This window comes from Bradyrhizobium yuanmingense, from assembly GCF_900094575.1.
Lineage (GTDB): Bacteria > Pseudomonadota > Alphaproteobacteria > Rhizobiales > Xanthobacteraceae > Bradyrhizobium > Bradyrhizobium yuanmingense.
Map to the genome: position 1 here is coordinate 73,996 of NZ_FMAE01000002.1, position 25,889 is coordinate 99,884.

The window sequence follows — 25,889 nt, forward strand, 5'->3', positions numbered from 1 at the left end:
GTCAGCTTCGCGTCAGGATTGACGCCGAGGGCGACATTCAGCCGCGCGTGGAAGGTTGCGGCGAATGTGTTAGTTTCCCACATATCGGATGGGTTCGGAGCCCCGATTGTGAGCCAAAATTCAGTCGGCTGGCAGCGGTCTCCGAGATAGAATTTGACGAACCGGCGGCATGGCGACCCTCGTGCCGGACCGGACCAACCAACGGGAATTCGACCATGTCGGACCTAGACCGTAACTACGCTTCTCCTTTCGGCAGGGCCGCCGGGCGTGTTGACGCCGCGACGGTCGATGCCGGCCTGCGCGCCTATATGCTGCGCATCTACAACTACATGAGCATTGGCCTGGCCATCACCGGCCTTGCCGCGCTCGGCGTCTACATGGCCGCCGTGACCGACGTTCCGACGGCGGACGCCGTCCGCGTCGGCAAGGTGTTCCTGACACCGTTCGGCTACGCCATGTTCGTCAGCCCCCTGAAGTGGCTGTTCATCCTGGCGCCGCTCGCGATGGTGTTCGTGATCTCGGCGGGCATCAACCGTCTGGCACCCTCGACCGCCCAGATCCTGTTCTGGGTGTTCGCGGCGCTGATGGGCATCTCGCTGTCGTCGATCTTCCTGGTGTTCACGCACACCTCGATCGTGCGGGTGTTCTTCATCACCGCGGCGACCTTCGGTGCGCTGAGCCTCTACGGCTACACCACCAAGCGTGACCTGACCGGCATGGGCTCGTTCCTGTTCATGGGCCTGATCGGCATCGTTCTCGCCAGCCTGGTGAACCTGTTCCTGGCCAGCTCGATGCTGCAGTTCATCGTGTCGGTGGTCGGCGTGCTGGTGTTCTCGGGCCTGACCGCCTGGGATACCCAGCGGCTGAAGAACGACTACATCTACGGCTATGCCTCGGCCGGCGGTGACGTCGCAGAGCGTTCGGCCATCACCGGCGCACTGTCGCTGTACCTGAACTTCATCAACCTGTTCACGCTGCTGCTGCAGCTCCTCGGCCAGCGCGAGTAAGCTCTGAGACGAGAGAACGGACACGAACCCCGGCCGAAAGGCCGGGGTTTTTGTTTTGAGGGTACGGCCTCTCCCCGTCATTGCGAGGAGCTCGCGACAAAATTGCGCAGCAATTTTGCGCCGATGCGACGACGCAATGCAGAGCCCCTCCGCAGATGCATTTCTGGATTGCTTCGCTGCGCTCGCAATGACGGGTGTGGAGGCAGCGCAGCCTCTTCCGGCCCCTCAGGGAACGCTCTATCCTTCCCCCATGTCCGCACCCGATATCAGGCCCACCACCGAGGCCGACCTCCCCGCCGTCACCGCCATCTACCAGCAGGCCGTCCGCGAGGGCACGGCGACGTTCGAGCTGGAGCCGCCCGACCTCTCGGAAATGACGCGCCGCTATCGCGCGCTGATCGACGGCGGCTATCCCTATTTCGTCGCCATGCTGGACGGCCGCGTGGCCGGCTATGCCTATGCCGGCGCCTACCGGCCGCGGCCCGCCTATCGCTTCACGGTGGAGAACTCGATCTATCTCGATCCGTCCTTCCACCGCCGCGGCGTAGGCTCAATGCTGCTGGAACGGCTGATCGTCGAATGCGAGGCGCGCGGCTTCCGCCAGATGATCGCTGTCATCGGCGATTCCGCCAATGCCGGATCGATCGGCGTGCACACGAGGTGCGGCTTCAAGATGATCGGCACGCATCCCAGTGTCGGGCTGAAATTCGGCCGCTGGCTGGACACCGTGATGATGCAACGCGACCTCGGCGAGGGCGCAAGCACGGTGCCGGGGAAGTAGTTCATCCGTCATTCCGGGGCGATGCGCAGCATCGAACCCGGAATCCATTGAACGGCAGGGGCGGTGGAGGGATGGATTCTCGGGTGCGCAATTGCGCACCATAGCTCGCGACTTCGTCGCGCCCCGGAATGACGATCGATGGTTCGGCTACACCACCGCCAGTTTGCGATCGATCACCAGCAGCACCCGCTCGAGCTCGTGGCCGCGACGCAGGATCAGGCCGGTCGCCGAGATCACGCTGTACATGCCCTGCTTGCGTGCCAGGCGCGGGTCCTTCTCGATGCGATAGATCGGCACTTCCGAGGCGCGGCGATAGACCGAGAACACGGCGCGGTCCTTCAGGAAGTCGATGGCATAATCGCGCCATTCGCCGTCGGCGACCATGCGGCCGTAGAGATTGAGAATCCGGTGCAGCTCGAGCCGGTTGAACGTCACCCGGTTCGGCTGCGCAAGCGCCGCGGCAGGACGCGCCGCCGCGCGCTGCTCGCTCGGGTCGGCATCCTCCGACGTCAGACTCATGGGAAGCGCCTCCTCATCGCACGGCTACCCGCGTCCGCCAAGATCGTCCCGGAACCGCGTTCGTGACAATTGCATGATTGCGCCAACCGTTCCGCATCGCAAGGGGCTCGACCCATCGAATCGGCGTCGCATCAGGGCACACGCAAGGGTGGAACTCCGTCGCGGCAAACCGTCACGGGATCGTTAGCAGGAATCATAGTATCGCCGCTTTTCCGCCAACCGCCTGCCGCCCTGCACTGCGAAAAGGGTGACGTGCGTTGACCCGGTCCTTTCGGTTCCGGATTCCTCAGCCCCCAGCCCCCCGGGGTCGAACAGGATCGGGTCTGTACGCACGACAAGGAGGGCCAACGCAAGTTGGTCCTTTTTTGTTTGTGCCGAGATGTTTCCGGGTCTGCCTTCATTCCGGGGCGCGCGAAGCGCGAGCCCGGAATCCATTTACCATCACACAAGCTGAGAAATGGATTCCGGGTTCGCGCCAAGAGGCGCGCCCCGGAATGACGAGCATCAATTGCTGAGACGTTCTGCCTGCTTCAATGCAGGGACGTGTAGGCCGCACCCAGCATCGGGCCCGGTCTCTCGCGGCTGCCGTCCTGGATGTAGACCACCGCGCCGTCGACGCCGTCGCGCGTGAGGTTCTCGATCGGCACCGTCCAGCTCTCCGGACGGCCGGTCCAGTCGCCGACCTTGAGCAGGCTGCGTACCACATTGTGATAGGTGACCTGCTGTCCCTTGTTCTCGCCGCGGGTGATCGCGATCGGCACCGACTTCGCGATCGAGCAGATCCAGACCTCGCCGCGCGAGACCGTGGGCTCCTTGCTTGCGGCTACCGACACGTTGATCTGCTTGCCCGAGAGTGACATCGTCACCGGCACGCTCATCACGCCAGTGCCCTTGTCGGTCTTGCCGATCGCGTTCTCGATGCCGGTGCGATCGCTGCCGATGACATGGGTGGAGCCGTTGACCACGACCTGCGGCGTGTAGACCTCGCGGTCGCCGCGCATGCGCGAATAGGCACGCTGCCGTGCAGAGAAGCGCGAATCCGCCAGCGTGTCCTTCCAGCCGAGATAGTCCCAATAATCGATCGGCATGCTCAGCGCGATGACCGAGGGGTCCTTGGAGAGATCGCCGATGATCTGGTCGGCGGGCGGGCAGGAGGAGCAGCCCTGCGAGGTGAACAATTCGACGACGGCGCGGGGTTCAGCTTCGGCAGGACGAATGACGGCGATGATCGCACATATGCCGAGAGCTCCCGACCAGAGGGCGCCGGACCAACGTGGAATCAGATGGGAAGCCGTCATTGTCGTCATGTCGAACGCCGCACACCGTTGCTCTCAGGGGGAAATCTTATCGCCGGATGGTCACCGTAGTCTTACGGGGCGCGGTACATTCATCCATCCGGGCCACCGTCCAAAGGGAGGTTTTCCGCCGGGCGGGCCCATCTGAAGCGTACCGCAAACGCGCGAAGGCGGCCTTTGATAGGCCGCCTTCGTTAAGGCTTCTACTCACTTCGCAGTGAGCCATCATTCACAAATCCGCGTTTACGCCGCGAGCTTGCGCAGCACGTAGTGCAGGATGCCGCCGTTGCGGTAGTAGTCGAGCTCGTCCAGCGTATCGATGCGGCAGAGCAGCGAAACGCGCTGCAGCGAACCGTCGCCGGAGACGATCTCCGCGGTCAGCTTCTGGCGCGGCTTGAGGTCGCCGACGAGGCCGCGGATGGTCACCTTCTCGTCGCCCTTCAGCCCAAGCGACTGCCAGGAGGTGCCTTCCTCGAAGGTCAGCGGCAGCACGCCCATGCCGACCAGGTTGGAGCGGTGGATGCGCTCGAAGCTCTGGCAGATCACGGCGCGCACGCCGAGCAGGCGCGTGCCCTTGGCGGCCCAGTCGCGCGAGGAGCCGTTGCCATACTCGGCACCGGCGAACACCACCAGCGGCACCTTCTCTTCCTGGTACTTCATCGCGGCGTCGTAGATCGACATCTGCTCGCCGTCGGGCCAGTGCTTGGTCAGGCCGCCCTCGGGGATGTTTCCGTCCGCGCCCTTCAGCATGAAGTTCTTGATGCGGATGTTGGCGAAGGTGCCGCGCATCATCACTTCATGGTTGCCGCGACGCGTGCCGTACTGGTTGAAGTCGGCCGGACGCACCTGGTGCTCGCTGAGATATTTGCCGGCGGGCGAGGTGAGCTTGATCGAGCCGGCCGGCGAGATGTGGTCGGTGGTGATCTTGTCGCCGAACATGGCGAGGATGCGCGCCTCGACGATGTCGGTGACCGGCTCCGGCTCCTTCTTCATGCCTTCGAAGTAGGGCGGGTTCTGCACATAGGTCGAAGACATGTTCCAGCGATAGGTCTCGCTCTCGACCGTCTTGATCTTGCGCCAGTTGGTGTCGCCCTTGAACACGTCGGCATACTTCTTCTTGAAGATCGACGCGGTCACGAACTTCTTCATGAAGGCGTTGATCTCCTTGGTCGTCGGCCAGATGTCCTTCAGGTACACCGGCTTGCCGTCCTTGCCCTCGCCGAGCGGCTCGGTGGCGAGGTTCTTGGTGACGCTGCCCGCGAGCGCGTAGGCGACCACCAGCGGCGGCGAGGCCAGGTAGTTCGCCTGCACATCCGGCGAAACGCGGCCTTCGAAGTTGCGGTTGCCGGAGAGCACGGCGGCCGCGACGACGCCGTTGTCGTTGATCGACTTCGAGATCTCCTCAGGCAGCGGACCGGAATTGCCGATGCAGGTGGTGCAGCCGAAGCCGACCAGGTTGAATCCGACTTTGTCGAGATCGGGCTGCAGACCGGAATTGGCGAGATATTCCGCGACCACCTGGCTGCCCGGCGCGAGCGAGGTCTTCACCCACGGCTTGGCCTTGAGGCCCTTCGCAGCCGCATTGCGCGCGAGCAAGCCGGCGCCGATGAGGACGCTCGGGTTCGAGGTGTTGGTGCAGGAGGTGATCGCGGCGATCACGACGTCGCCATGGCCGATGTCGAAGTTCTTGCCTTCGACGGGGAAGCGCTTGGCCGGCTCCTCCGCCTTCTTGTACTCGCTGGCAAGCGCGAGCGAGAAGCCGTCCGCGACGGTGGGCAGCGCGATGCGGCCTTCGGGACGCTTCGGGCCTGCCATCGACGGCACGACGTCGCCGAGGTCGAGGGTCAGCGTTTCCGTGAACACGGGGTCGGGCGACTTGGCGGTGCGGAACAGGCCCTGCGCCTTGGCATAGGCCTGCACCAGCGCGACGCGGGCCGAGGCACGGCCGGAGGTCTTGAGATAATCGAGCGCGGCGGCATCCACCGGGAAGAAGCCGCAGGTCGCGCCGTATTCGGGCGCCATGTTGGCGATCGTCGCCTTGTCGGCGACCGAGAGGTGGTCGAGGCCGGGGCCGAAGAACTCGACGAACTTGCCGACCACGCCGAGCTTGCGCAGCATCTGCGTCACGGTGAGCACGAGGTCGGTCGCGGTGACGCCTTCCTTCAGCGCGCCCTTCAGCTTGAAGCCGACGACGTTGGGCAGCAGCATCGACAGCGGCTGGCCCAGCATGCAGGCTTCCGCCTCGATGCCGCCGACGCCCCAGCCGAGCACGGCAAGGCCGTTGACCATGGTGGTGTGCGAATCGGTGCCGACCAGCGAATCGGGATAGGCCACCTCGAAGGTGCCGGTCTTCTTGCCGACGGTCATCTTCTCCTTCTTGGTCCAGACCGTCTGGGCCAGATATTCGAGGTTGACCTGATGGCAGATGCCGGTGCCAGGCGGCACGACGGAGAAGTTCGAGAACGCCTTCTGGCCCCACTTCAGGAACTCGTAGCGCTCCTGGTTCTGCTTGTATTCCTCGGTGACGTTCTTGCCGAAAGCCTTGTTGTCGCCGAAGAAGTTCACGATCACGGAATGGTCAATGACGAGATCGACGGGCACCAAGGGGTTGATCTTCTCAGGCTCGCCGCCGAGCTTCTGCATCGCGTTGCGCATCGCGGCGAGGTCGACCACCGCGGGCACGCCGGTGAAGTCCTGCATCAGCACCCGCGCCGGGCGGAAGGCGATCTCATGCTCCAGCGACTTCTTGCGCAGCCATTTCGACACCGCGACGATGTCTTCCTTCTTGACCGAGCGGCCGTCCTCGTTGCGCAGCAAATTCTCGAGCAGGACCTTCATCGAGTAGGGAAGTTTCGAAATTCCCTTCAGACCATTCTTCTCGGCGGTGGGCAGGCTGTAATAGACATAGGTCTTGGCGCCGACCTTGAGAGTCTTTTTGCATTTGAAGCTGTCGAGCGAGGTCATGTAGGAGATCCCAATTGCTAGTTATACCCGGCAGGGTATTTTAACACCGTCAGCGTATCAGGCTGGGCCGCTTGCAGGGGCAGGTTGAGTTGCTGCATCAAGTAGTTCCGGGCTTATAGAAGCTTTCTAACCGCGCCGCCACAGCCACTATCGTGCCGCAGCAATTCGCGAGCCAAAAATTCCCATGCGCTACCCCAAGATTTCCTGAGGCCCGGCTGTGAGCGGACTGAACCAAGGCGACATGCGGCTGTCAGGTCACGGGCTGAGATGCGTGCGGGGCGGGCGCGAGGTGTTCGCCGGGCTCGATTTCGCGGCCGGGTCGGGCGAGGCCGTGGCTGTGGTCGGCCGCAATGGATCGGGCAAGACCTCGCTGCTGCGGCTGATCGCGGGCCTGCTCGTTCCGGCCGCCGGGACGATCGCGCTGGAGGGGGGCCATAGTGAGCTGACCTTGGCGGAGCAGTGCCACTATCTCGGCCATCGCGATGCCCTGAAGCCGGCGCTGAGCGTGGCCGAAAACCTGACGTTTTGGGCTGATTTTCTCGGCGGCGAGCTTTTCGATGCCGTCGAGAGCCTTGCCAAGGTGGGGCTCGACCACGCCATCCATCTGCCCGCCGGATTCCTGTCCGCGGGACAGCGCCGCCGGCTCTCGCTGGCGCGGCTGCTGACGGTCCGCCGCCCGGTCTGGCTCCTGGACGAGCCGACCAATGCGCTTGATGTCGCCGGTCAGGACATGTTCGCCGGCCTGATGCGCGAGCATCTGGCCGGCGGCGGCATGATCGTCGCGGCGACGCATGCCCCGCTCGGGATCGAATCGCGGGAGCTGCGGATCGGGGGTGTGGCGTGAAGTTCAGGCACCCTCAGTTTTCCAAGCGGCCGGGCTCGGCTCTCCCCGTTCCCTCGCCTCTCCCGCGTACGGGAGAGGCGGGCGCGGAGCGCCGAGAGAGGGTTCTCTCCTCTGGGGGAGTCGTCGTTGTCGAGACACCCTCTCCCCACCCCTCCCCCGCAGGCGGGGGAGGGAGCGCACCGCACCCGGAGCTCCAGCCCGGCTCCCACGTCCGCTCCGCGGGGAGAGCCGCCCCATGACCGCCCTTGCCGCCCTCATCCGCCGGGACATCCGCATCGCGCTCCGCGTCGGCGGCGGGGCCTTGATTGGCGTCTTGTTCTTCCTGACCGTGGTGGTGCTGATGCCGTTCGCGGTCGGGCCGGATTTGGCGCTGCTGTCGCGGCTGGGACCTGCGATCCTCTGGCTCGGCGCCCTGCTCGCGAGCCTGCTGACCCTCGACCGGCTGTTCATGGCCGACCATGAGGACGGCTCGCTCGACCTGATCACGATGAGCCGGACGCCGCTGGAACTCGCCTGCGCCGCCAAGGCGCTGGCGCATTGGCTCGCCGCCGGCCTGCCGCTGATTGTCGCAACCCCCGTGCTCGGCCTGTTGCTCAACCTCGACATGATCGCCACGGCCGCGGTGGCGCTGACGCTGCTGGCGGGCACTCCGGCGCTGACCTTCACCGGCATGATCGGCGCGGCGCTGGCGGTGACGCTGCATCGCGGCGGGCTGTTGATGGCGGTGCTGGTGCTGCCGCTGTCGATTCCCGTGCTGATTTTCGGCGTTGCGGCCTCGCAGGCGGTGATCGTCGGCCCGATGACTTTCGGCGCGCCGTTCTCGATCCTGTGCGCACTGTCGCTGGTCAGCCTCGTGATCGGCCCGTTCGCGGCCGCAGCAAGCCTGCGGCATGGCCTCGACTGAGATGGGCTCGACGGACCTTGACCCGGATCAACTTTCGCGACGGGCTTTCGTGCTGATTGCCTGAGCGGCCCCCGGTGATTATCAGGATACCATGACGCTGATCGACCTCGCCAACCCCACGCGGTTCCTCGCGCTGACAGCGCGGGTGTTGCCGTGGCTGGCGGCCGCGACAATCATCCTGCTCACGATCGGTCTCTATCAAGCTGCGCTCGCGCCCGACGACTATCAGCAGGGCGCGACCGTCAAGATCATGTTCATCCACGTGCCCAATGCATGGCTGTCGATGTTCGTGTGGGGCGTGATGAGCATCGCATCGTTGGGCACGCTGGTGTGGCGGCATCCGCTCGCCGACGTCGCCGCCAAGGCCGCAGCTCCGATCGGCGCCGCCTTCACCTTCCTCGCGCTGCTCACGGGCTCGCTCTGGGGCCGGCCGATGTGGGGCACCTATTGGGAGTGGGACGCGCGGCTGACCTCGGTGCTGATCCTGTTCCTGATGTATCTCGGCCTGATGGCGCTGTGGCGCGCCGTCGACGATCCCTCGCGTGCAGCGCGCGCCGCCGCGGTGCTGACCTTGGTCGGCGCGATCAACCTGCCGATCATCAAGTTCTCGGTCGATTGGTGGAACACGCTGCACCAGCCCGCCTCGGTGATACGCATGGGCGGCTCGGCGCTGGACAAGTCGTTCCTGATTCCGCTGCTGGTGATGGCGGTCGCCTTCACGCTGCTGTTCGTCACGCTGCACCTGGCCGCGATGCGCAACGAGATTTTGCGCCGCCGTGTCCGCTCGCTGCAGATGATGCAGGCCAGCCGCATGGCGTTTTCGAGCGACATGGCCGCCGGTTCGCGTGAAGACAACGCGTCCAAAGAAGCTGGGGCTGCATGACGATGTCGCTCGGTCCTTATGCCTCTTTCATCGTGGCGTCTTACGCAGCTGTCGCCCTCGTGATCGCGATCCTGATCGGCTGGGTCATGCTCGATTATCGCAGCCAGACGCAGCGCCTGCGCGAGCTGGAGCAGCGCGGCATCACCCGCCGGTCGGGCCGCAGCGCGACGGAGCTGCGATGAGCGATCAGCCTGCCTCCGCTTCGCCGCAGCGCCGCACCTTCCTGGTGATGCTGCCGCTGATCGTCTTCATCGGCCTAGCGCTTTTGTTCTGGTTCCGGCTCGGGAGTGGCGATCCCTCGCGGATTCCGTCCGCGCTGATCGGCCGGCCCGCACCGCAGACCGTGCTGCCGCCGCTCCAGGGATTGCAAGAGAATGGCGCGCAGGTCCCGGGACTCGATCCGGCTGCCTTCAAGGGCAAGGTCAGCCTCGTCAACGTCTGGGCGTCCTGGTGCGTGCCGTGCCATGACGAGGCGCCGCTCTTGACCGAAATGGCAAAAGACAAGCGCTTCCAGCTGGTCGGCATCAACTACAAGGACGCCGCCGACAATGCGCGGCGCTTCCTCGGCCGCTACGGCAACCCGTTCGGCCACGTCGGCGTCGACGCCAACGGCCGCGCCTCGATCGAATGGGGCGTCTATGGCGTGCCGGAGACCTTCGTCGTCGGGCGCGAGGGCACCATCGTCTACAAGCTGGTCGGGCCGATCACGCCGCAAAATCTCAAGGCCGTGCTGATGCCGGAGCTGGAGAAGGCGCTGAAGGCAGGAAGCTGATGCCGCGCTCGTACCACACGCTCAACTGTCATCGCCCGACTTGATCGGGCGATCCAGTATTCCAGAGACGCCAGTCGTATACGGAGAAGCTGCGGCGTACTGGATGCCGGTCAAGCCGGGGTATGACAGCGGTATGTGGAGCGACGCTTCGCCTGTCCTTCGCCTAACCCTTGCTCACATCCCCCGCCTCGGCCTCGCTTCTCTCCAGCGAGACCGGCGCGAGATGATAGCGCTTGGTCAGCGGCATCTGGGCGATGGCGAAGATCATCGTGATCGGAGTGACGCCGAACACCTTGAAGTTCACCCAGAAATCCGTGCTCTGGGTGCGCCAGACGATCTCGTTCAGCACCGCCATTCCGGCGAAGAACAGCGCCCAACGCAAGGTGAGGATGCGCCAGCCCTGCGGCGTCAGGTTGAACACCTGGTCGAACATGACGGCGATGAAGGAGCGGCCGAATAGCAGGCCGCCGCCGAGGATCGCGGCGAACAGGCCGTAGATGATGGTCGGCTTGACTTTGATGAAGGTCTCGTCGTGCAGCACCAGGGTCAACGTGCCGAACACCAGCACGATCACGCCCGTGACGATCGCCATGATCGGGATGTGACGCGTCACGATGTAGGAGGCGGCCATCGCGACCGCGATGGCCACCATGAAGGCGCCGGTCGCCGCGAACAGATTGAACTTCGCGTTGACGAAGAAGAACACGAGCAGCGGACCGAGCTCGGTCGCGAGCTTGAACAGCGGATGCGGCTGGGTCTTGTCCATTCTCTCTTCCGTATCTCCCATCCTTCGAGACGACCGCTTCGCGGTCTCCTCAGGATGAGGACCTCATGTGTGGCACGACCTCATCCTGAGGAGCCGCGCAAGCGGCGTCTCGAAGGATGACGCTATTCGATTCCGGCGATGGCGCGGGCGAAGTCGCGCGCGGTGAAGGGCGCGAGATCGTCGACGCCTTCGCCGACGCCGATGAAGTGCACCGGCAGCTTGAACTTCTCCGCGAGCGCCACCAGGATGCCGCCGCGCGCGGTGCCGTCGAGCTTGGTCATCACGAGGCCGGTGACCCCGGCGGTGCGATGGAAGGCCTCGACCTGCGACAGCGCATTCTGGCCGACGGTCGCATCCAGCACCAGCAGCACGGCATGCGGCGCAGTGTCATCCACCTTGCGGATCACGCGCACGACCTTCTCGAGCTCGTTCATCAGCTCGGCCTTGTTCTGCAAGCGGCCGGCGGTGTCGATCAGCAGCACGTCAACATTCTGCTCCTTCGCCGCGGTGAGCGCGTTGAAGGCGAGGCTTGCGGAATCCGAGCCCTGCGCGCCTGCGATGACGGGCGTCTTCGTCCGCTCGCCCCAGACCTTGAGCTGCTCGATGGCGGCGGCGCGAAACGTGTCGCCGGCGGCCAGCATCACCTTGCGGCCTTCGGAGGCGAATTTCTGCGACAGCTTGCCGATCGTGGTGGTCTTGCCGGAACCGTTGACGCCGACCACGAGAATGACGAACGGCTTTTTTGCCGCATCGATCACCAGCGGCTTTGCCACCGGCGACAGCACCTTCTCGACCTCGGTGGCGACGACGTCCTTGACCTCGTCCGCCGAGATCGCCTTGTCGTAGCGGCCGGTGCCGACGGCATCGGCAATGCGCACCGCGACTGACGTGCCGAGGTCGGCGCGCAGCAGCACGTCCTCGATGTCGTCGAGCATGGCGCGGTCGAGCTTGCGCTTGGTGACGAGGTCGGCGACCGCGGTCCCGAGCGAGGACGAGGTGCGCTTCAGCCCGTTGGACAGGCGGCGCCACCAGCTCAGCTTGGGGGTCTCGGAGGTGGTATCGTTCATAGTGGCGTGTTAGCCGTTCCGGCCCGTAAACGAAAGCCTTGACCGAAAGTCCTGCGATTGCTCGATGTTCCCCAATTGACCGCCGATGAGATCTTAGGCCGCGTGCTCCATCGCGACGGCCTGATGCTGGTCATCGACAAGCCGGCCGGCCTGCCGGTGCATCGCGGCCCCAAGGGTGGCCCCAATCTGGAGGATTGCTTCGACGCGCTGCGTTTCGGCCTGCCGCGACCGCCGGTGCTGGCCCACCGGCTGGACAAGGACACCTCGGGCTGCCTCGTGCTCGGCCGCCACCGCAAGGCGACGGCATCGCTGGGCCTTTTGTTCAAGCACGGCAAGATCGGCAAAACCTACTGGACCGTGGTCGAAGGCGGCCCTGCCGACGACGAAGGCACCATCGACATGCCGCTCGGCCGGCTCAATGCCGAACGCGGCTGGTGGCAGAAACCGGATCCGGAAGGGCAGAAGGCGATTACCAACTGGAAAGTGTTGGGCCGGGCCGACGGTTTCACCTGGCTTGCCATGGAACCGGTGACCGGCCGGACCCATCAATTGCGGGTGCATGCGGCCGCGAGCGGCTGGCCGATCTTCGGCGACAACATCTACGGCAACGGTCCGCGCTTCGGCGAGCCGCGCCTGCACCTGCATTCGCGCGAGATCGTGGTGCCGATCTCCCGGAACAAGGAGCCGGTCCGCGTGGTGGCGCCGGCCCCGCCGCATATGCACGAGAAGCTCCGGGCCTGCGGGTGGAACGGGGAGTAACCTCTTAGACCCTCATGGTGAGGAGGCGCGTCAGCGCCGTCTCGAACCATAGAGGCCCCGCAGGCGCATCGCGGTCGTATCCATCCTTCGAGACGCCCGCTTCGCGGGCTCCTCGGGATGAGGAGCGGTGGTCGGTCGAGAAGCGGCTGTGCTCGGCTACCGTGCCATGGTTTACGAAACCTTCAGCGCTCGCCTCTAATGATAACGGTTGCTTAGAACAAGCTTCCGTAACCGCTCAGGACGAGCCGCGCGCGATGACCAATTCCGGGCTATCGATCATCGACGAGGTCGAATCCGCACTGCGGATCGGCTCGCCGGAAAAGGGCCTGGCGACGGCCCGGCGCGTCACCGAGCTGTTCCTCTCCTCCGCCGGCAATTTCGACGACGAGCAGATCGCGCTGTTCGACGACGTGCTCGAGCGCCTGATCGGCACCATCGAGCTGCGCGCCATCGCCGATGTGGCAGCGCGCGTGGCGCTGGCCGAGATCAGCGCGCAGCTGGCGCCGATCGCGCAGGCGCCGCCGTCGGTGATCCGCCGCCTCGCCAACAATGACGAGATCCGCATCGCCGGCCCCGTGCTGCAGGAATCCGCGCGCCTCGACGACGGCGAGCTGGTGAAGATCGCATCAGCTAAGGGCGAGCCGCATCTGCTCGCGGTCGCCGGCCGCTGGTGGCTGAAGGAGATCGTCACCGACGCGCTGCTGGCGCGCCGCTACCCCAGCGTCAGCCGGCGGCTTGCGGCCAATCCCGGCGCGCGCGTCTCCGGAAAAGGGTTCGCCATCATCGTCGGCCAGGCCGAAAGCGACCCGGAGCTCGCAGTCAGTGTCGGCGTCCGCGTCGACTTGCCCTCGGAGCTGCGCCGCCAATTGCTGCGCTCGGCGACGGACGCCGTGCGCACCCGCCTGTTGTCGCGCGCCCCGCCGCATCTGTTCGAGGAGATCCAGAGCGCGATCGCCGCCGTCGCCATCGGCGCCGAACGCGAAATGTCGGCGGCGCGCGATTTCGAAGGTGCCAAGCGCGCCATCGCCGGCCTCAAGGCCACCGGCCAGCTCGACGAGGCGACGTTGCTCGGCTTCGCCACACAGCGGCGCTATGAGGAGACGGTGGCGGCGCTGGCGGCGTTGTCGGGATCGACGGTCGAGGTGATCCGACCGCTGATGCAGAGTCTCCGCGAGGACGGCCTGCTGGTGCCGTGCAAGGCCGCACAGCTCAGCTGGGAGACCACCATGGCCGTGCTCGAATGCCGTTTCGCGACAGGCGCGATGACGCCCGCGGACATCGCGAGGACACAGGGGCATTTTGCGAGAATGACGGCGGAGAACGCCAAGCGCACGCTGCGATTCTGGCAGGTCAGGGCGTCGTAGTTTTCCCTCTCCCCTTGCGGGAGAGGGTGGCTCGCCGTGAGAGCGGCGAGACGGGTGAGGGGCCTCTCTCCGCGCATGACCTCTCAATGCGATTGCGCGGATACAAACCCCTCATCCGGCGCTTCGCGCCACCTTCTCCCACAAGGGGAGAAGGAAGAGAGCAGCTGCTTACGTCGTGAGCCGCTCACCATCAATGCCAGCAATCTTCAGCCGCACGATGCTTCCCACCCGCTCGCCCGCAATCGCCACCGGCAGATAATGCTCCGTGCGGCCCTGCCCCTCGCTCTCGATCAGCACATCGCGCATGGCGCCGATCTCGGCTTGCAGCCGTTGCTGCAGCGCCGCCTCTCCTACCGCGCGCAGCCGCTTCGCACGCTCTTTAATGACCGGCCCCGCCACCTGCGGCATCCGCGCGGCGGGCGTGCCGGGCCGCGGCGAATAAGGGAAGACGTGCAGGAAGGTCAGGCCGCATTGCTCGACGAGATCGAGCGAGCGCGAGAACATGTCCTCGGTCTCGGTCGGGAAGCCCGCGATGATGTCGGCGCCGAAGACGACATCGGAGCGCAGGCGGCGCACCTGCTCGCAGAAGCCAATCGCATCCTGCCGCGAATGCCGCCGCTTCATGCGCTTCAGGATCATGTCGTCGCCCGACTGCAGCGACAGATGCAGATGCGGCATCAGGCGCGAATCGTCGGCGATGGCATCGAGCAGGTCGTCATCGGCCTCGATCGAATCGATCGAGGAGATGCGCAGGCGCTTGAGCTCGGGCACATGGCGCAGGATCTGCTTGGTCAGCATGCCGAGCTTGGGCGCGCCGGGCAGGTCCGCACCATAGCTGGTGAGATCGACGCCGGTCAGCACGATCTCGGCATGGCCGCGTTCGACCAGGGCGCGCACCTGCTCGACCGCCGCCCCCATCGGCACCGAGCGCGAATTGCCGCGGCCGAACGGGATGATGCAGAAGGTGCAGCGATGATCGCAGCCGTTCTGCACCTGCACGAAGACGCGCGGCAGGCCGCTCGCATAGCCATCGACGAGGTGCGGCGCCATCTCCTTCACCGCCATGATGTCGCTGACGGCGATCTTCTCGCTGGCGCCAAGATCGAAAGCGTGGCGCGTCTCCCGCCACGCTTCGCCGCGCATCTTGTCGTCATTGCCGACGACGCGATCGACCTCGGCCATGCCCGCAAACATCGCAGCCTGCGTCTGCGCCGCGCAGCCGGTGACGACGATGCGCGCCTCGGGGCGCTCGCGCTTCAACTTGCGGATCGACTGGCGCGCCTGCGCCACCGCCTCGTTGGTGACGGCGCAGCTGTTGATGACGATGGTGTCGGAAAGCCCTGCGACTTCCGCCTTGCTGCGGATCACCTCGGCCTCGAAGGCGTTGAGGCGGCAGCCGAAGGTGACGATGTCGACGGCCATCAGGCGACCGGCGCGAACAGCGCCGGATCGAAGCTGCCCTCATATTCGAAGGTCGCGGTGCCCGTCATCAGCACGTGGTCGTCGCGCTCGCGCCATTCGATGCCGAGCTTGCCGCCGGGCAATGTGATCTCGACCTTGCGCTCGGCGCGCTTCAGCCGCGCGGCGGCGACCGCCGTGGCGCAGGCCGCCGACCCGCACGCCTTGGTCAGGCCGGCACCGCGCTCCCAGGTGCGGATCGTGATGTGCTCGCGATCGACGATATGGGCCAGCGTGATGTTGGCGCGCTCGGGAAAGATCGGATGGTTTTCCAAGAGCGGACCGAAGCGGCCGAGATCGTAGGCGTTGACGTCGTCGACCCAGAACACCGCGTGCGGATTGCCCATGCTCACCACTGAGGGCGAATGCAGAATGGGATTGTCGATCGGCCCGATCTGCAATTCGATGTAGCGGGTGTCGCGAAACTCTTCCGCCAGCGGAATGTCCTGCCAGCCGAATTTCGGCGCGCCCATATCCACTGTGTAGAGGTCGGGCGCCGGACCCTGCCAGGCATTGAGCAGGCCGGCGGCCGTCTCGAAGGTCGCACTGGTCTGCCCGGTCTTCTCGAAGATGCGGCGCACGACGCAGCGCATGCCGTTGCCGCAGGCACCGGCCTCCGAGCCGTCATTGTTGTAGATGCTGATGAAGGCCTCGGTGCCGTCGAGCCGCGGCCTCTGCAGCACCATGAGCTGGTCGTAAGCCACGCCGCCGTTCGCGGACGCGACGGCGCGGGCATCGTCCGGCGTGACCTTGGCCGCCGAATCGCGCAAGTCGACAACGACGATCTCGTTGCCGATGCCGTTCATCTTGGCAAATGCGTGGTTGGCCAGCGCGCTCATGAAAATTCCCGAATTTCGCCTGCCTTATATGGCGATCCTCGGCCGCTTGGCCAGTGATTTGCCACCCGGGTCGGGACATCGGGCAAGTTGCCTGCCATGACGCATCTGTCATGGGACGAATTCGGCGCTCGCGTGTTAGAACGGCGCGGTTCGCGCGAACCGGGACGCGCGGACGGGTTAAGGCCTTGGTGGGTAAGGCCTTGATGAATTGAGGCCCCGACGAAGCGGGCCTCGGGGAGAATAAAATGAACACTTTTCGTCGCCTCGCTTTGGCCGCGCTGATCCCGGCTGCGGCCTTGTCGCATGGGCTGTCAGGCGCTCTGGCGCAGACCGCGAGCCCGGCGCCGGCCGCATCGGCAAGTCCCTCGCCGGCCCCGTCGGCTGCGCCCGCCCCGGCTGCAAGTGCCTCGCCCGCCCCCGCGGCCTCCCCCTCGCCTGCGGCGAGCGCCTCACCCGCTCCTGCAGCCTCGCCACCGCCCGCCGCCAGCGCCTCGCCCAGCCCGCCCCCGGCCGCCGCCGCGACCCCCGCCCCGGTTCAGACCGCCGATCCCTTTGGCCTCGAGACCACGCTCGAGCCGAAGAAGGTCGTGATGGTCAAGGGCACCGCCAATTGGGACTCCGCCTTCGACACGCTGATCGACGCCTTCAAGGCGTTGAACACGCTGCTCGACAAGCAGGGCATCAAGCCATCGGGCAATTCGATGATCGTCTACACCTCGACGGACGATACCGGCTTCACCTTTCTTGCCCAGATCCCGGTCGATCAGGACCCGAAGAACCTGTCCAAGGACATGAGCATCGGCAAATCGCCTGAAGGCAAGGCGCTGAAATTCGTCCATCGCGGCTCCTACGACAACATGGACAATACGTATGAGGCGATCACCAATCATCTCGACGACAAGAGGCTGGAAGCCAAGGACACCTTCATCGAGGAGTACCTCACCGATCCCCTAAAGACGTCCGAGGACAAGCTCGTGATCAATGTTTTCGTGCCACTGAAGTGAGACTGATGAAAAAGCCTGCCCTACTTGCCGCCGTCCTCGCCACCACGCTGCTCGCCGCGCCCGCGCGCGCCGAGGATTTTCCCTCCGCGATCTCGGTGAGCGGCGAAGCCTCCGTATCCGCGGCGCCCGATCTCGCGCAAATCGATGCAGGCGTCGCCAACGACGCCAAGACGGCGAAAGAGGCCTCCGATGCCAACAATGCCGCGATGGGCAAGGTGCTGCTGGCGCTGAAGGGCGCCGGGATCGCCGAGAAGGACTACCAGACCTCGCGGCTGTCGCTGCAGCCGCAATACGGCCAGAACAAATCCACCGGCGCCTCGCCGGTGGTCGGCTTCCGCGCCAGCAACCGCGTCACCGTCAAGATCCGCGACGTGACCAAGGTGGCCGGCATCATCGACACGCTGGTCAGCGCCGGCGCCAACGACATCGGCAATATCTCGTTCGAGGTGACGCAGGCGTCAAAGCTGCTCGATGATGCGCGCGAGCAGGCCGTTGCCGATGCGCGGCGCAAGGCGGAGATTTACGCGAAGGCTGCCGGTGTGACGCTGGGCGCGCCGCTCAGCGTCACCGAGGGCGGCGGCCCGGTGCCGCTGTTCAAGGGCCGCATGGCCGAACGGATGGCCGCAGCCCCGCAGGCCGCAGTTGCGCCGGGCGAAGAGACGCTGACGGTGACGGTGAATGTGAGCTGGGCGATCAAGCCGGGGCAGTAGCCGCTTTCGTAAGAGGCGCATCGCCGCAACACCAATGGGCCGGCGACCCGATCATACGTCCGGCGGCAGGGGATGGCATTGTTGCCCGATCAATCATTCACGCTGATATCAGTAAAAAGAAACCCCGTCGGCGTCTTGGTAAAGACGAAGATGAGCTCGCCGCAAAAGACGAAGTAACTGTCGTTCTTATAGTCATCGCGATCGTAGACGGCCTTGCCGCGCTGGATACACGCGCGATTTTTCGCCGTGAACGAGGTCCGATAGGTCTTGGCGCCAAATTGCGCGGCGTCGCGAATTGCGTTGTCGTTCATGAACGGCAACCGTGTCATACCGGCGACGGCGGCGGAATCGTTTGCCTTCAGCGCCGCGCGAAACTTCTCGATGAAGCCATCGAATTCCTTCTGCAAGGCAGGAGAAGCGACGGCGTTCCTCGCCTGGGCGGCGGCCGGAGCAAGGTTCACGAGAGCGGTTGCAAGCACAATTCTCAGCAAAAATCCCACAGGCCGGCTCCATCCATCGATTAATAAAGGTCTTCCGACCAAAAGAAATCCATGGTGCTTTGTTGCGTCATGGGCTTTCTGGTTCAACGGCGCAGAACCGCACGCACCTGCCGCAATGGGAGCAAAGCGGACATTGCTTTCGTCGCATCAAGCCGCCGGGTTTATGGATACACCACCTAAATCTCCACCACCTGCCCCGGCAGCATCGCCACGAATCTTTCCTGCGGAATCTTCGCGGCATCCAGCGCCTCGACCAGCGCTGTCGCCGGCGCGTCGATCGCTTCGTCGGTCAGCTGGAACGTGCCGTGGTGATGCCCGAGCGCGGCTTCCGCGCCGCAATCGGCCAGCGCCTTCACCGCATCTTCCGGGTTCATGTGCTGGTCGCGCATGAACCAGCGCGGCTCGTAGGCGCCGATCGGGAGGATCGCCAGGCGCAGCTTGCCGTGCTTCTCGGCGACGCGGCGGAAATGGCGGCCATCGCCGTAGCCGGAATCGCAGACCACGTAGATCTTCCCGGCCGGCGTCTCCAGGACAAAGCTCGCCCACAGCGCCTTGTTGCGGTCGAACAGGCCGCGCGCGGTCCAGTGCCTTGTCGGCACCAGATGCACCGCGACGCCTTCGCCGAGCTCGACGCGGTCGTGCCAGTCGAACGCTTCCACCTTGATCGTGGAATCCCAGCTGCGCATGGTGACGTCGTTGCCGAGCGGGGTGACGACGCGCGGGGCGAAATTCTTGGTGAGCCGCGACAGCGTCGCGATGTCGAGATGGTCGTAATGGCCGTGCGAGACCAGCACGACGTCGATCTTCGGCAGCTTCTCGAAGGCGATGCCGGGGTCGTTGTGCCGCTTCGGCCCGGCGAAGGCGACCGGCGAGACCCGCTCCGACCAGACCGGATCGACCAGGATGTTGAGGCCGCCGGCCTGGATCAGCCAGCTGGCATGACCGACGAAGGAGAGCCGCACCTTGTCGCCGTCAACGCGCGCCGGCGGGGTGTCGGCATGGGGACTGGGCGCCCAATCCGGCCAAGTCGCCCGCTGCCGCTTGCCGCCGAGCTGCCAGCGCAGCACCTCGCGCAGCGATTTCGGCGGCGCCCCGTCCGGATCGAAGAAGGTCAGGCCGTCGAAATGATCGGAGGCGGGGCCGTCATAGGTTTTCATGCTGGACATCCAGAGGGAGGGGACGCCGACCAGCGCACCGGTTCCGGCGAATAGTCCGAAAAGGCGGCGGCGGGTGATCGGCACGGCGGGCTTCTAGGGATGGTTGGAGGGGTAAGACATCACCGCCTATATGGGCGGGGCTGGCGGAAAAGGAACCTGCGACAAAAGGATCACGTTTTCAAAACCTTGGCTTACCGAGGGCGGGCCGACACCCTAAGTTTCCTTGACATTTGAGCGGGAGCGGCGTTTAACCCGGCCACTTTCTCGGAAAGGCTTTCTTTTCGACCCGCCGACCGGCCTCGAGGCCGGAGGTCAACGCCCGACAGCGCTGTGCGCCCTCGGGCGCAAAGGTGTTTGGAAGATGCTTATCCAGGAAGGTGTCATCGCCCGACTTGATCGGGCGATCCAGTATCCCAGAGGCGGCTCGGCTTGAACTGAGGTGCTGCGGCGTACTGGATGCCCCGCCTTCGCGGGGCATGACAGCGGTGAGTTACGGAGCGCTCTTCCCATCGGGAAGACAGCAACAGGACAACGGCATTGTTCGACAATCTGTCGGAACGGCTTGGTGGCATTCTCGATCGTCTGACGGGGCGCGGTGCGCTGACCGAAAAGGACGTCGACGCCGCGATGCGCGAGGTGCGCCGCGCGCTGCTGGAGGCCGACGTCGCGCTGGAAGTCGTGCGCAGCTTCACCGAGCGCGTGCGCGAGCAGGCGATCGGCGCCACCGTCGTCAAGTCGGTCACGCCCGGCCAGATGGTGGTCAAGATCGTCCATGACGAGCTGGTCAACACGCTGGGCGCCGAAGGCCAGACCATCGACGTCAATTCGGTGCCGCCGGTGCCGATCATGATGGTCGGCCTGCAGGGCTCCGGTAAGACCACCACCACCGCAAAGCTCGCCCGCCGCCTGGTCCAGCGCGACAAGCGCAAGGTGCTGATGGCCTCGCTCGACGTCTACCGCCCGGCGGCGATGGAGCAGCTCGCCGTGCTCGGCCGCGACCTCGACATTCCCACTTTGCCAATCGTTGCCGGCCAGCAGCCGCCGCAGATCGCCAAACGCGCGCTGGAAGCCGGCAAGCTCGGCGGCTACGACATCGTGCTGCTCGACACCGCCGGCCGCACCACGCTCGACGAAGAGATGATGGCAGAGGCGGCCGCGATCAAAGCCGCGGCCAATCCGCATGAAGTGCTGCTGGTTGCGGATTCGCTCACCGGCCAGGACGCCGTGAACCTGGCGCGCTCGTTCGATCAGCGCGTCGGCCTCACCGGCATCGTGCTCACACGCGTTGACGGCGACGGCCGCGGCGGCGCCGCGCTGTCGATGCGCGCCGTCACCGGCAAGCCGATCAAGCTGATCGGCACCGGCGAAAAGACCGACGCGCTAGAAGACTTCCACCCGGATCGTATCGCCGGCCGCATCCTCGGCATGGGCGACGTGGTGTCGCTGGTCGAGCGCGCCGCCGCCAATATCGACGCCGAGAAGGCCGCACGCACCGCCGAGCGCATGCGCAAGGGTCAGTTCGACCTCAACGACATGCGCGAGCAGCTGCTGCAGATGGCCAACATGGGCGGCATCAGCGGGCTGATGGGCATGATGCCCGGCATCTCCAAGATGAAGAACCAGATCGCGGCCGCCGGCATCGACGACAAGATCCTGAAGCGTCAGGTCGCAATCATCGATTCCATGACGCGCGAGGAGCGGCGTCATCCGGACCTCTTGAAGGCCAGCCGCAAGAAGCGCATCGCGGCCGGCAGCGGCCAGAGCGTCGAGCACGTCAACAAGCTGCTGAAGATGCACCGGAACATGGCCGACGTGATGAAGGCCATGGGATCGGGCAAGCGCGGCCCGCTCGCCGGCATCGCGCAGGCGATGGGCTTCGGCGGCGGCATGAAGATGCCCTCGCCCGAAGAGATGAAGGCGCTGCAGGAGAAGATGCAAGGCGCGGGCGGCGGACAAGGCCTGCCGAATCTGCCGAAGGATCTGCCGCCTGGTCTTCGCTCGGGCCTACCGAATTTGCCGGGACTTACGGGTCTCAGCGGCAAGCCGACCCTTCCGGGTCTGGGCGGCTTTCCCGGCAAGAAGAAATGAGGAATTCGTCGCACGGGATCATCAGCATCTCGCGCGGCGCGGAAATACCAATCAACCGAACAAAACGTACTTTGCAAACCACACTTTCAAGGAGAACTGAATGTCCGTCGTTATCCGCCTCGCCCGTGCAGGCACCAAGAAGCGTCCCGTCTATCACGTCGTCGTCGCCGATTCGCGTTTTCCGCGCGATGGCCGCTTCATCGAGCGTCTCGGCCATTTCAATCCGCTGCTGCCGAAGGACAACGAGACCCGCCTCAAGCTCGACATGGACAAGGTGAAGGCCTGGCTCGCCAAGGGCGCGCAGCCGTCGGACCGCGTCGCGCGTTTCCTCGATGCCGCCGGCGTCAAGAAGCGCGAAGCGCGCAACAACCCTGAGAAGGCCGTGCCGCGCAAGGAGCGCAAGGCGCAGGCCGAAGCCGCCGCCAAGGCGTAAGGCCGGATCATGTCGGCGCTGGTCTGCGTCGCGCGGATCGGCGCCGCGCATGGTGTGCGCGGTGCGGTCAAGCTGTGGACCTTCACCGAGGATCCCTTCGCCGTCCGCCGCTACGGTCCGCTGTCGACCAAAGACGGCAGGCGCCAGTTCGAAATCGCGCAGGTGCGCGAGGCCAAAGATCATCTGGTCGCGACATTCAAGGGTGTCGCGACCCGCGATGAGGCCGAGCGCCTCAACGGCATCGAGCTCTATGTCCCGCGCGAAAAACTGCCCGCGACGGACGAGGACGAATATTACCACACCGATCTGATCGGGCTTGCCGCGATCACAACTGATGGCGATGCGCTCGGTCGCGTGCTCGCGATCCATAATTTCGGCGCCGGCGACATCATCGAGATCGCGCCGCCCAAGGGCCCGACGATGCTGCTGCCGTTCTCCAACGCGGTGGTGCCGGAAGTCGACCTCAAAGGCGGCCGCGTCGTGATCGCGTTGCCGCAGGAGATCGAGGGGGAGGATCGTGACGAAGCTTCTTCCGCGAGTCGTCCCGGCGAAGGCCGGGACCCATGACCACAGGCCGGAATTTTTCGCTAAGCTGATCGCTCCAGCCATCGCAAAACGGGCTGCGGTGGTTATGGGTCCCGGGCTCGCGCTTCGCGCGCCGGGACGACGAGACTAGGATGCAATGACCAATCCCTCACCCTGGCGCGCGACCGTGCTGACGCTGTTTCCGGAGATGTTTCCGGGGCCGCTCGGCGTGAGCCTCGCCGGCCGGGCGCTCGCGTCCGGGCTCTGGCAGATCGAGGCGCGCGACATCCGGGCCTCCGCGACCGACCGCCACCGCAGCGTCGACGACACCCCGGCCGGCGGCGGGCCGGGCATGGTGCTGCGGGCAGATGTACTGGCCGCCGCGATCGATGCCGCCGAGATCGGGCAAGACCCGTCAAAAGCGCGTCCCCGCCTGCTCATGAGCCCCCGGGGTCGGCCATTGACCCAGGCCCGGGTGGTCGAGCTCGCCGAAGGCCCCGGCCCCCTGATCGTCTGCGGGCGCTTCGAGGGGATCGACCAGCGGGTGATCGACGCGCGCGGCCTGGAGGAGGTCTCGATCGGCGATTACGTGCTGTCCGGGGGCGAAATCGCAGCTTTAGCCCTGATCGACGCCTGCGTCCGGCTGCTGCCGGGGGTGATGGGCAAGGAAGCCTCCGGAACCGAGGAAAGCTTTTCGGACGGCCTGCTGGAGTACCCCCAATACACCCGCCCGCAGCTGTTCGAGGGGGTTCCGATCCCTGCTGTCCTCACCTCCGGCGACCACGCCAAGGTGGCCGCCTGGCGGCGGGTCGAATCCGAGGCCCTGACGGCCGCTCGGCGCCCGGATTTGTGGGAAAAGGCCGCGAATCGGGGGAGCGGCCAAAAAACGCCAAAAACCAAGACAGACGGGTGACAAACGCTCCGGCTTGCCTTATAGGAGCGGCCAAATCCGCAATGGCTGGATAGACGAATTTTGCGCAGCCCCCCGTTTCCAGGGCTGGGCGCGCCGATGGAGATTTACCCATGAACCTGATCAAGCAGCTCGAGCAGGAGCAATTCGACAAGCTGTCGGCCGGCAAGGACATCCCGGAATTCGCCCCCGGCGACACCGTGATCGTCAACGTGAAGGTCGTCGAAGGCGACCGCACCCGCGTGCAGGCCTATGAGGGCGTCTGCATCGGCCGTTCCGGCGGTGGCCTCAACGAGAGCTTCACCGTGCGCAAGATCTCCTATGGCGAGGGCGTCGAGCGCGTGTTCCCGCTGCTCTCCCCGATGATCGACTCGATCAAGGTGGTGCGCCGCGGCAAGGTGCGTCGCGCCAAGCTCTATTATCTCCGCAATCTTCGCGGCAAGTCGGCCCGCATCGTCGAGAAGCAGGACCGCGCTGCTGCCGTCGGCGAGTAAGCTTTCGCCACCAGGCAGGTCTTTCGAAAGCGCGGGGCTCGGCTCCGCGCTTTTTTGTTGGCTCTGCTGTCATTGCGAGGAGCTCTTGCGACGAGTAATCTAGACTGTCTCCGCGGATGCATTTCTGGATTGCTTCGCTCCGCTCGCAATGACGAGCTGAAGCTCTCGCGCTTTAGCTTCCGCGTGCTATATAACTTCTAGAATGTTTCCAGATCTGACCAGCTTCGCCCCCATCCAGCGCATCGTCATCGACGATCGCTCGCGGCTGCCTGGCCGGTTCTTCGGACGCTTCGCGACCTCGGCAACGTCAGAGCTTAGCCGCGCAGCCTGAAGGCTGCGCTGACGATTTTGTTGCCCGCGCGCTCTGCCGCGCTCATCGCTGACACACATTCTTTGGAGCTCGAGCTCATGTCCAAGCCGACCACCCTGTACGACAAGATCTGGAACGACCATCTGGTGCACGAAGCCGAGGACGGCACCTGCCTGCTCTACATCGACCGCCATCTGGTGCACGAGGTGACCTCGCCGCAGGCGTTCGAAGGCCTGCGCGCCACGGGGCGCAAGGTCCATGCGCCCGAGAAGACGCTCGCGGTCGTCGACCACAACGTGCCGACCACCGACCGCACCAAGCCGAATCCCGACCCCGAAAGCATCGAGCAGATCAAGGCGCTGGCCGAAAACGCCAAGGAGTTCGGCATCGAATATTACAACGAGTTCGACAAGCGCCAGGGCATCGTCCACGTCATCGGCCCCGAGCAGGGCTTTACGCTGCCCGGCACCACCATCGTCTGCGGTGACAGCCACACCTCGACGCATGGCGCGTTCGGCGCGCTCGCCCACGGCATCGGCACGTCCGAGGTCGAGCACGTGCTGGCGACGCAGACGCTGATCCAGAAGAAGGCCAAGAACATGCGCGTCACTGTCGACGGCAAATTGCCGGATGGCGTGACGGGCAAGGACATCATCCTGGCCATCATCGGCGAGATCGGCACCGCCGGCGGCACCGGCTACGTGCTGGAATATGCCGGCGAAGCGATCCGCGCGCTCTCGATGGAAGGCCGCATGACGGTCTGCAACATGTCGATCGAAGGCGGCGCGCGCGCTGGCCTGGTCGCGCCCGACCAGAAGGCGTTCGACTTCCTGCGTGATCGTCCGAAGGCTCCGAAGGGCGCGGCCTGGGACGCGGCGATGCGCTACTGGGAGAAGTTGCGCTCCGATGACGGCGCGCATTTCGACCACGAGCTGCGCCTCGATGCCGCAAAGCTGCCGCCGATCGTGACTTGGGGCACCTCGCCTGAAGACGTGATTTCTGTCACCGGTATCGTGCCCGATCCTGATAAGATCGCGGACGAGGCCAAGCGCATCTCCAAGCATCGCGCGCTGAAATATATGGGCCTGACGGCGGGCACGAAGATCACCGACATCAAGCTCGACCGCGTCTTCATCGGCTCCTGCACCAACGGCCGCATCGAGGACCTGCGGGCCGCGGCGAAGATCGCCGAAGGCAAGACCGTGTCGGCGAACGTCAATGCCATGGTCGTGCCGGGCTCCGGCATCGTGAAGGAGCAAGCCGAAGCCGAGGGTCTGGACAAGATCTTCATCAAGGCCGGCTTCGAATGGCGCGAGCCGGGCTGCTCGATGTGCCTTGCCATGAACCCGGACAAGCTGAAGCCGGAAGAGCGCTGCGCCTCGACCTCGAACCGCAATTTCGAAGGCCGCCAGGGTTTTAAGGGCCGCACCCATCTGGTGTCGCCGGCGATGGCGGCAGCGGCGGCGATCGCGGGCCACTTCGTCGACGTCAGGGACTGGCGCTAAGCTGGTCCCTGCAATCTGATGCGGTGGAAAG

26 protein-coding genes are annotated in these 25,889 nt (G+C 65.2%); 17 read left to right on the plus strand and 9 right to left on the minus strand.

What is annotated here, in order from left to right:
- Positions 1-215: 215 nt before the first annotated feature.
- Both GA0061099_RS05360 and GA0061099_RS05365 read left to right on the plus strand, forming a co-directional pair.
- Positions 216-1,007, plus strand: a complete 792-nt coding sequence (locus tag GA0061099_RS05360; RefSeq protein WP_036008808.1) for a Bax inhibitor-1/YccA family protein — start codon at positions 216-218, stop codon at positions 1,005-1,007.
- Between the two features lie 250 nt (positions 1,008-1,257).
- Positions 1,258-1,788: a GNAT family N-acetyltransferase gene (locus tag GA0061099_RS05365; protein WP_036008811.1), complete on the plus strand. Its 531-nt coding sequence runs from the start codon at positions 1,258-1,260 to the stop codon at positions 1,786-1,788.
- A 147-nt stretch (positions 1,789-1,935) separates the two neighbouring features.
- Here the strand turns inward: GA0061099_RS05365 and GA0061099_RS05370 are convergent, their stop codons facing one another.
- The 3 genes from GA0061099_RS05370 to acnA all read right to left on the minus strand — a co-directional run bounded on the left by GA0061099_RS05370 (position 1,936) and on the right by acnA (position 6,566).
- Entirely contained in the window at positions 1,936-2,307 is a 372-nt protein-coding gene (locus GA0061099_RS05370; RefSeq protein ID WP_036024594.1) for a DUF2794 domain-containing protein, read from the minus strand.
- Positions 2,308-2,837: 530 nt separating this feature from the next.
- Positions 2,838-3,614 (minus strand): DUF1223 domain-containing protein, encoded by a 777-nt coding sequence (locus tag GA0061099_RS05380; RefSeq protein WP_036024589.1) that lies wholly within the window; start codon positions 3,612-3,614, stop codon positions 2,838-2,840.
- A 231-nt stretch (positions 3,615-3,845) separates the two neighbouring features.
- Positions 3,846-6,566, minus strand: a complete 2,721-nt coding sequence (gene acnA / locus GA0061099_RS05385; protein ID WP_036008823.1) for an aconitate hydratase AcnA — start codon at positions 6,564-6,566, stop codon at positions 3,846-3,848.
- Between the two features lie 241 nt (positions 6,567-6,807).
- Here acnA and ccmA point away from each other — a divergent pair, with 241 nt between their 5' ends.
- The 5 genes from ccmA to GA0061099_RS05410 all read left to right on the plus strand — a co-directional run bounded on the left by ccmA (position 6,808) and on the right by GA0061099_RS05410 (position 9,969).
- A complete protein-coding gene (ccmA, locus tag GA0061099_RS05390) occupies positions 6,808-7,410 on the plus strand; it encodes a heme ABC exporter ATP-binding protein CcmA (protein WP_036024596.1) in 603 nt (200 codons plus the stop codon).
- 235 nt (positions 7,411-7,645) lie between these two features.
- Positions 7,646-8,314, plus strand: coding sequence for a heme exporter protein CcmB (gene ccmB, locus GA0061099_RS05395; protein ID WP_025032861.1), 669 nt, complete (start codon positions 7,646-7,648; stop codon positions 8,312-8,314).
- Between the two features lie 91 nt (positions 8,315-8,405).
- A complete protein-coding gene (locus GA0061099_RS05400; RefSeq protein ID WP_036024578.1) occupies positions 8,406-9,197 on the plus strand; it encodes a heme ABC transporter permease in 792 nt (263 codons plus the stop codon).
- A complete protein-coding gene (gene ccmD / locus GA0061099_RS05405; protein ID WP_036024576.1) occupies positions 9,194-9,379 on the plus strand; it encodes a heme exporter protein CcmD in 186 nt (61 codons plus the stop codon). Before GA0061099_RS05400 ends, ccmD begins: the two co-directional genes overlap by 4 nt.
- Complete coding sequence (locus GA0061099_RS05410) at positions 9,376-9,969, plus strand: DsbE family thiol:disulfide interchange protein (protein ID WP_036024575.1); 594 nt, start codon at positions 9,376-9,378, stop codon at positions 9,967-9,969. Before ccmD ends, GA0061099_RS05410 begins: the two co-directional genes overlap by 4 nt.
- Positions 9,970-10,132: 163 nt before the next feature.
- Here GA0061099_RS05410 and GA0061099_RS05415 read toward each other — a convergent pair whose 3' ends face one another.
- Positions 10,133-10,735: a septation protein A gene (locus GA0061099_RS05415; RefSeq protein WP_036008846.1), complete on the minus strand. Its 603-nt coding sequence runs from the start codon at positions 10,733-10,735 to the stop codon at positions 10,133-10,135.
- Positions 10,736-10,857: 122 nt separating this feature from the next.
- Positions 10,858-11,802, minus strand: a complete 945-nt coding sequence (gene ftsY, locus GA0061099_RS05420; RefSeq protein WP_036008849.1) for a signal recognition particle-docking protein FtsY — start codon at positions 11,800-11,802, stop codon at positions 10,858-10,860.
- A 57-nt stretch (positions 11,803-11,859) separates the two neighbouring features.
- Here ftsY and GA0061099_RS05425 point away from each other — a divergent pair, with 57 nt between their 5' ends.
- Both GA0061099_RS05425 and GA0061099_RS05430 read left to right on the plus strand, forming a co-directional pair.
- On the plus strand, positions 11,860-12,561 hold the full coding sequence (locus GA0061099_RS05425) for an RluA family pseudouridine synthase (RefSeq protein ID WP_036024574.1): 702 nt from the start codon (positions 11,860-11,862) through the stop codon (positions 12,559-12,561).
- 254 nt (positions 12,562-12,815) lie between these two features.
- Positions 12,816-13,925 carry a DUF2336 domain-containing protein gene (locus tag GA0061099_RS05430; protein WP_036024572.1) on the plus strand — a complete coding sequence of 370 codons (1,110 nt, stop codon included), beginning with the start codon at positions 12,816-12,818 and terminating at the stop codon, positions 13,923-13,925.
- 168 nt (positions 13,926-14,093) lie between these two features.
- Here the strand turns inward: GA0061099_RS05430 and mtaB are convergent, their stop codons facing one another.
- Positions 14,094-15,347: a tRNA (N(6)-L-threonylcarbamoyladenosine(37)-C(2))-methylthiotransferase MtaB gene (gene mtaB / locus GA0061099_RS05435; RefSeq protein WP_036024569.1), complete on the minus strand. Its 1,254-nt coding sequence runs from the start codon at positions 15,345-15,347 to the stop codon at positions 14,094-14,096.
- Positions 15,347-16,222, minus strand: a complete 876-nt coding sequence (dapF, locus tag GA0061099_RS05440; protein ID WP_036024567.1) for a diaminopimelate epimerase — start codon at positions 16,220-16,222, stop codon at positions 15,347-15,349. Before dapF ends, mtaB begins: the two co-directional genes overlap by 1 nt.
- Positions 16,223-16,467: 245 nt before the next feature.
- Here dapF and GA0061099_RS05445 point away from each other — a divergent pair, with 245 nt between their 5' ends.
- Positions 16,468-17,226 carry a GyrI-like domain-containing protein gene (locus GA0061099_RS05445; RefSeq protein ID WP_036024564.1) on the plus strand — a complete coding sequence of 253 codons (759 nt, stop codon included), beginning with the start codon at positions 16,468-16,470 and terminating at the stop codon, positions 17,224-17,226.
- Positions 17,227-17,231: 5 nt separating this feature from the next.
- Entirely contained in the window at positions 17,232-17,936 is a 705-nt protein-coding gene (locus GA0061099_RS05450) for an SIMPL domain-containing protein (protein ID WP_036024562.1), read from the plus strand.
- 89 nt (positions 17,937-18,025) lie between these two features.
- Here GA0061099_RS05450 and GA0061099_RS05455 read toward each other — a convergent pair whose 3' ends face one another.
- Together GA0061099_RS05455 and GA0061099_RS05460 are read right to left on the minus strand one after the other, a co-directional pair.
- Positions 18,026-18,436 carry a hypothetical protein gene (locus GA0061099_RS05455; protein ID WP_225113772.1) on the minus strand — a complete coding sequence of 137 codons (411 nt, stop codon included), beginning with the start codon at positions 18,434-18,436 and terminating at the stop codon, positions 18,026-18,028.
- Positions 18,437-18,612: 176 nt separating this feature from the next.
- On the minus strand, positions 18,613-19,677 hold the full coding sequence (locus GA0061099_RS05460; protein ID WP_036024561.1) for an MBL fold metallo-hydrolase: 1,065 nt from the start codon (positions 19,675-19,677) through the stop codon (positions 18,613-18,615).
- A gap of 453 nt (positions 19,678-20,130) precedes the next feature.
- Here GA0061099_RS05460 and ffh point away from each other — a divergent pair, with 453 nt between their 5' ends.
- The 6 genes from ffh (at position 20,131) to leuC (ending at position 25,858) form a co-directional block, all read left to right on the plus strand.
- Positions 20,131-21,681 (plus strand): signal recognition particle protein, encoded by a 1,551-nt coding sequence (gene ffh / locus GA0061099_RS05465; protein WP_036024559.1) that lies wholly within the window; start codon positions 20,131-20,133, stop codon positions 21,679-21,681.
- 100 nt (positions 21,682-21,781) lie between these two features.
- Positions 21,782-22,114 (plus strand): 30S ribosomal protein S16, encoded by a 333-nt coding sequence (rpsP, locus tag GA0061099_RS05470; protein ID WP_025032875.1) that lies wholly within the window; start codon positions 21,782-21,784, stop codon positions 22,112-22,114.
- A gap of 9 nt (positions 22,115-22,123) precedes the next feature.
- Positions 22,124-22,681 (plus strand): ribosome maturation factor RimM, encoded by a 558-nt coding sequence (gene rimM, locus GA0061099_RS05475; RefSeq protein ID WP_036024556.1) that lies wholly within the window; start codon positions 22,124-22,126, stop codon positions 22,679-22,681.
- Between the two features lie 115 nt (positions 22,682-22,796).
- The gene (gene trmD / locus GA0061099_RS05480; RefSeq protein ID WP_036024554.1) at positions 22,797-23,552 is read left to right on the plus strand and encodes a tRNA (guanosine(37)-N1)-methyltransferase TrmD; all 756 of its coding nucleotides are present in this window, start codon (positions 22,797-22,799) and stop codon (positions 23,550-23,552) included.
- Positions 23,553-23,662: 110 nt separating this feature from the next.
- Positions 23,663-24,043 (plus strand): 50S ribosomal protein L19, encoded by a 381-nt coding sequence (rplS, locus tag GA0061099_RS05485; protein WP_036008895.1) that lies wholly within the window; start codon positions 23,663-23,665, stop codon positions 24,041-24,043.
- 408 nt (positions 24,044-24,451) lie between these two features.
- Positions 24,452-25,858, plus strand: coding sequence for a 3-isopropylmalate dehydratase large subunit (leuC, locus tag GA0061099_RS05490; RefSeq protein WP_036024581.1), 1,407 nt, complete (start codon positions 24,452-24,454; stop codon positions 25,856-25,858).
- The last annotated feature ends 31 nt before the right edge of the window (positions 25,859-25,889 follow it).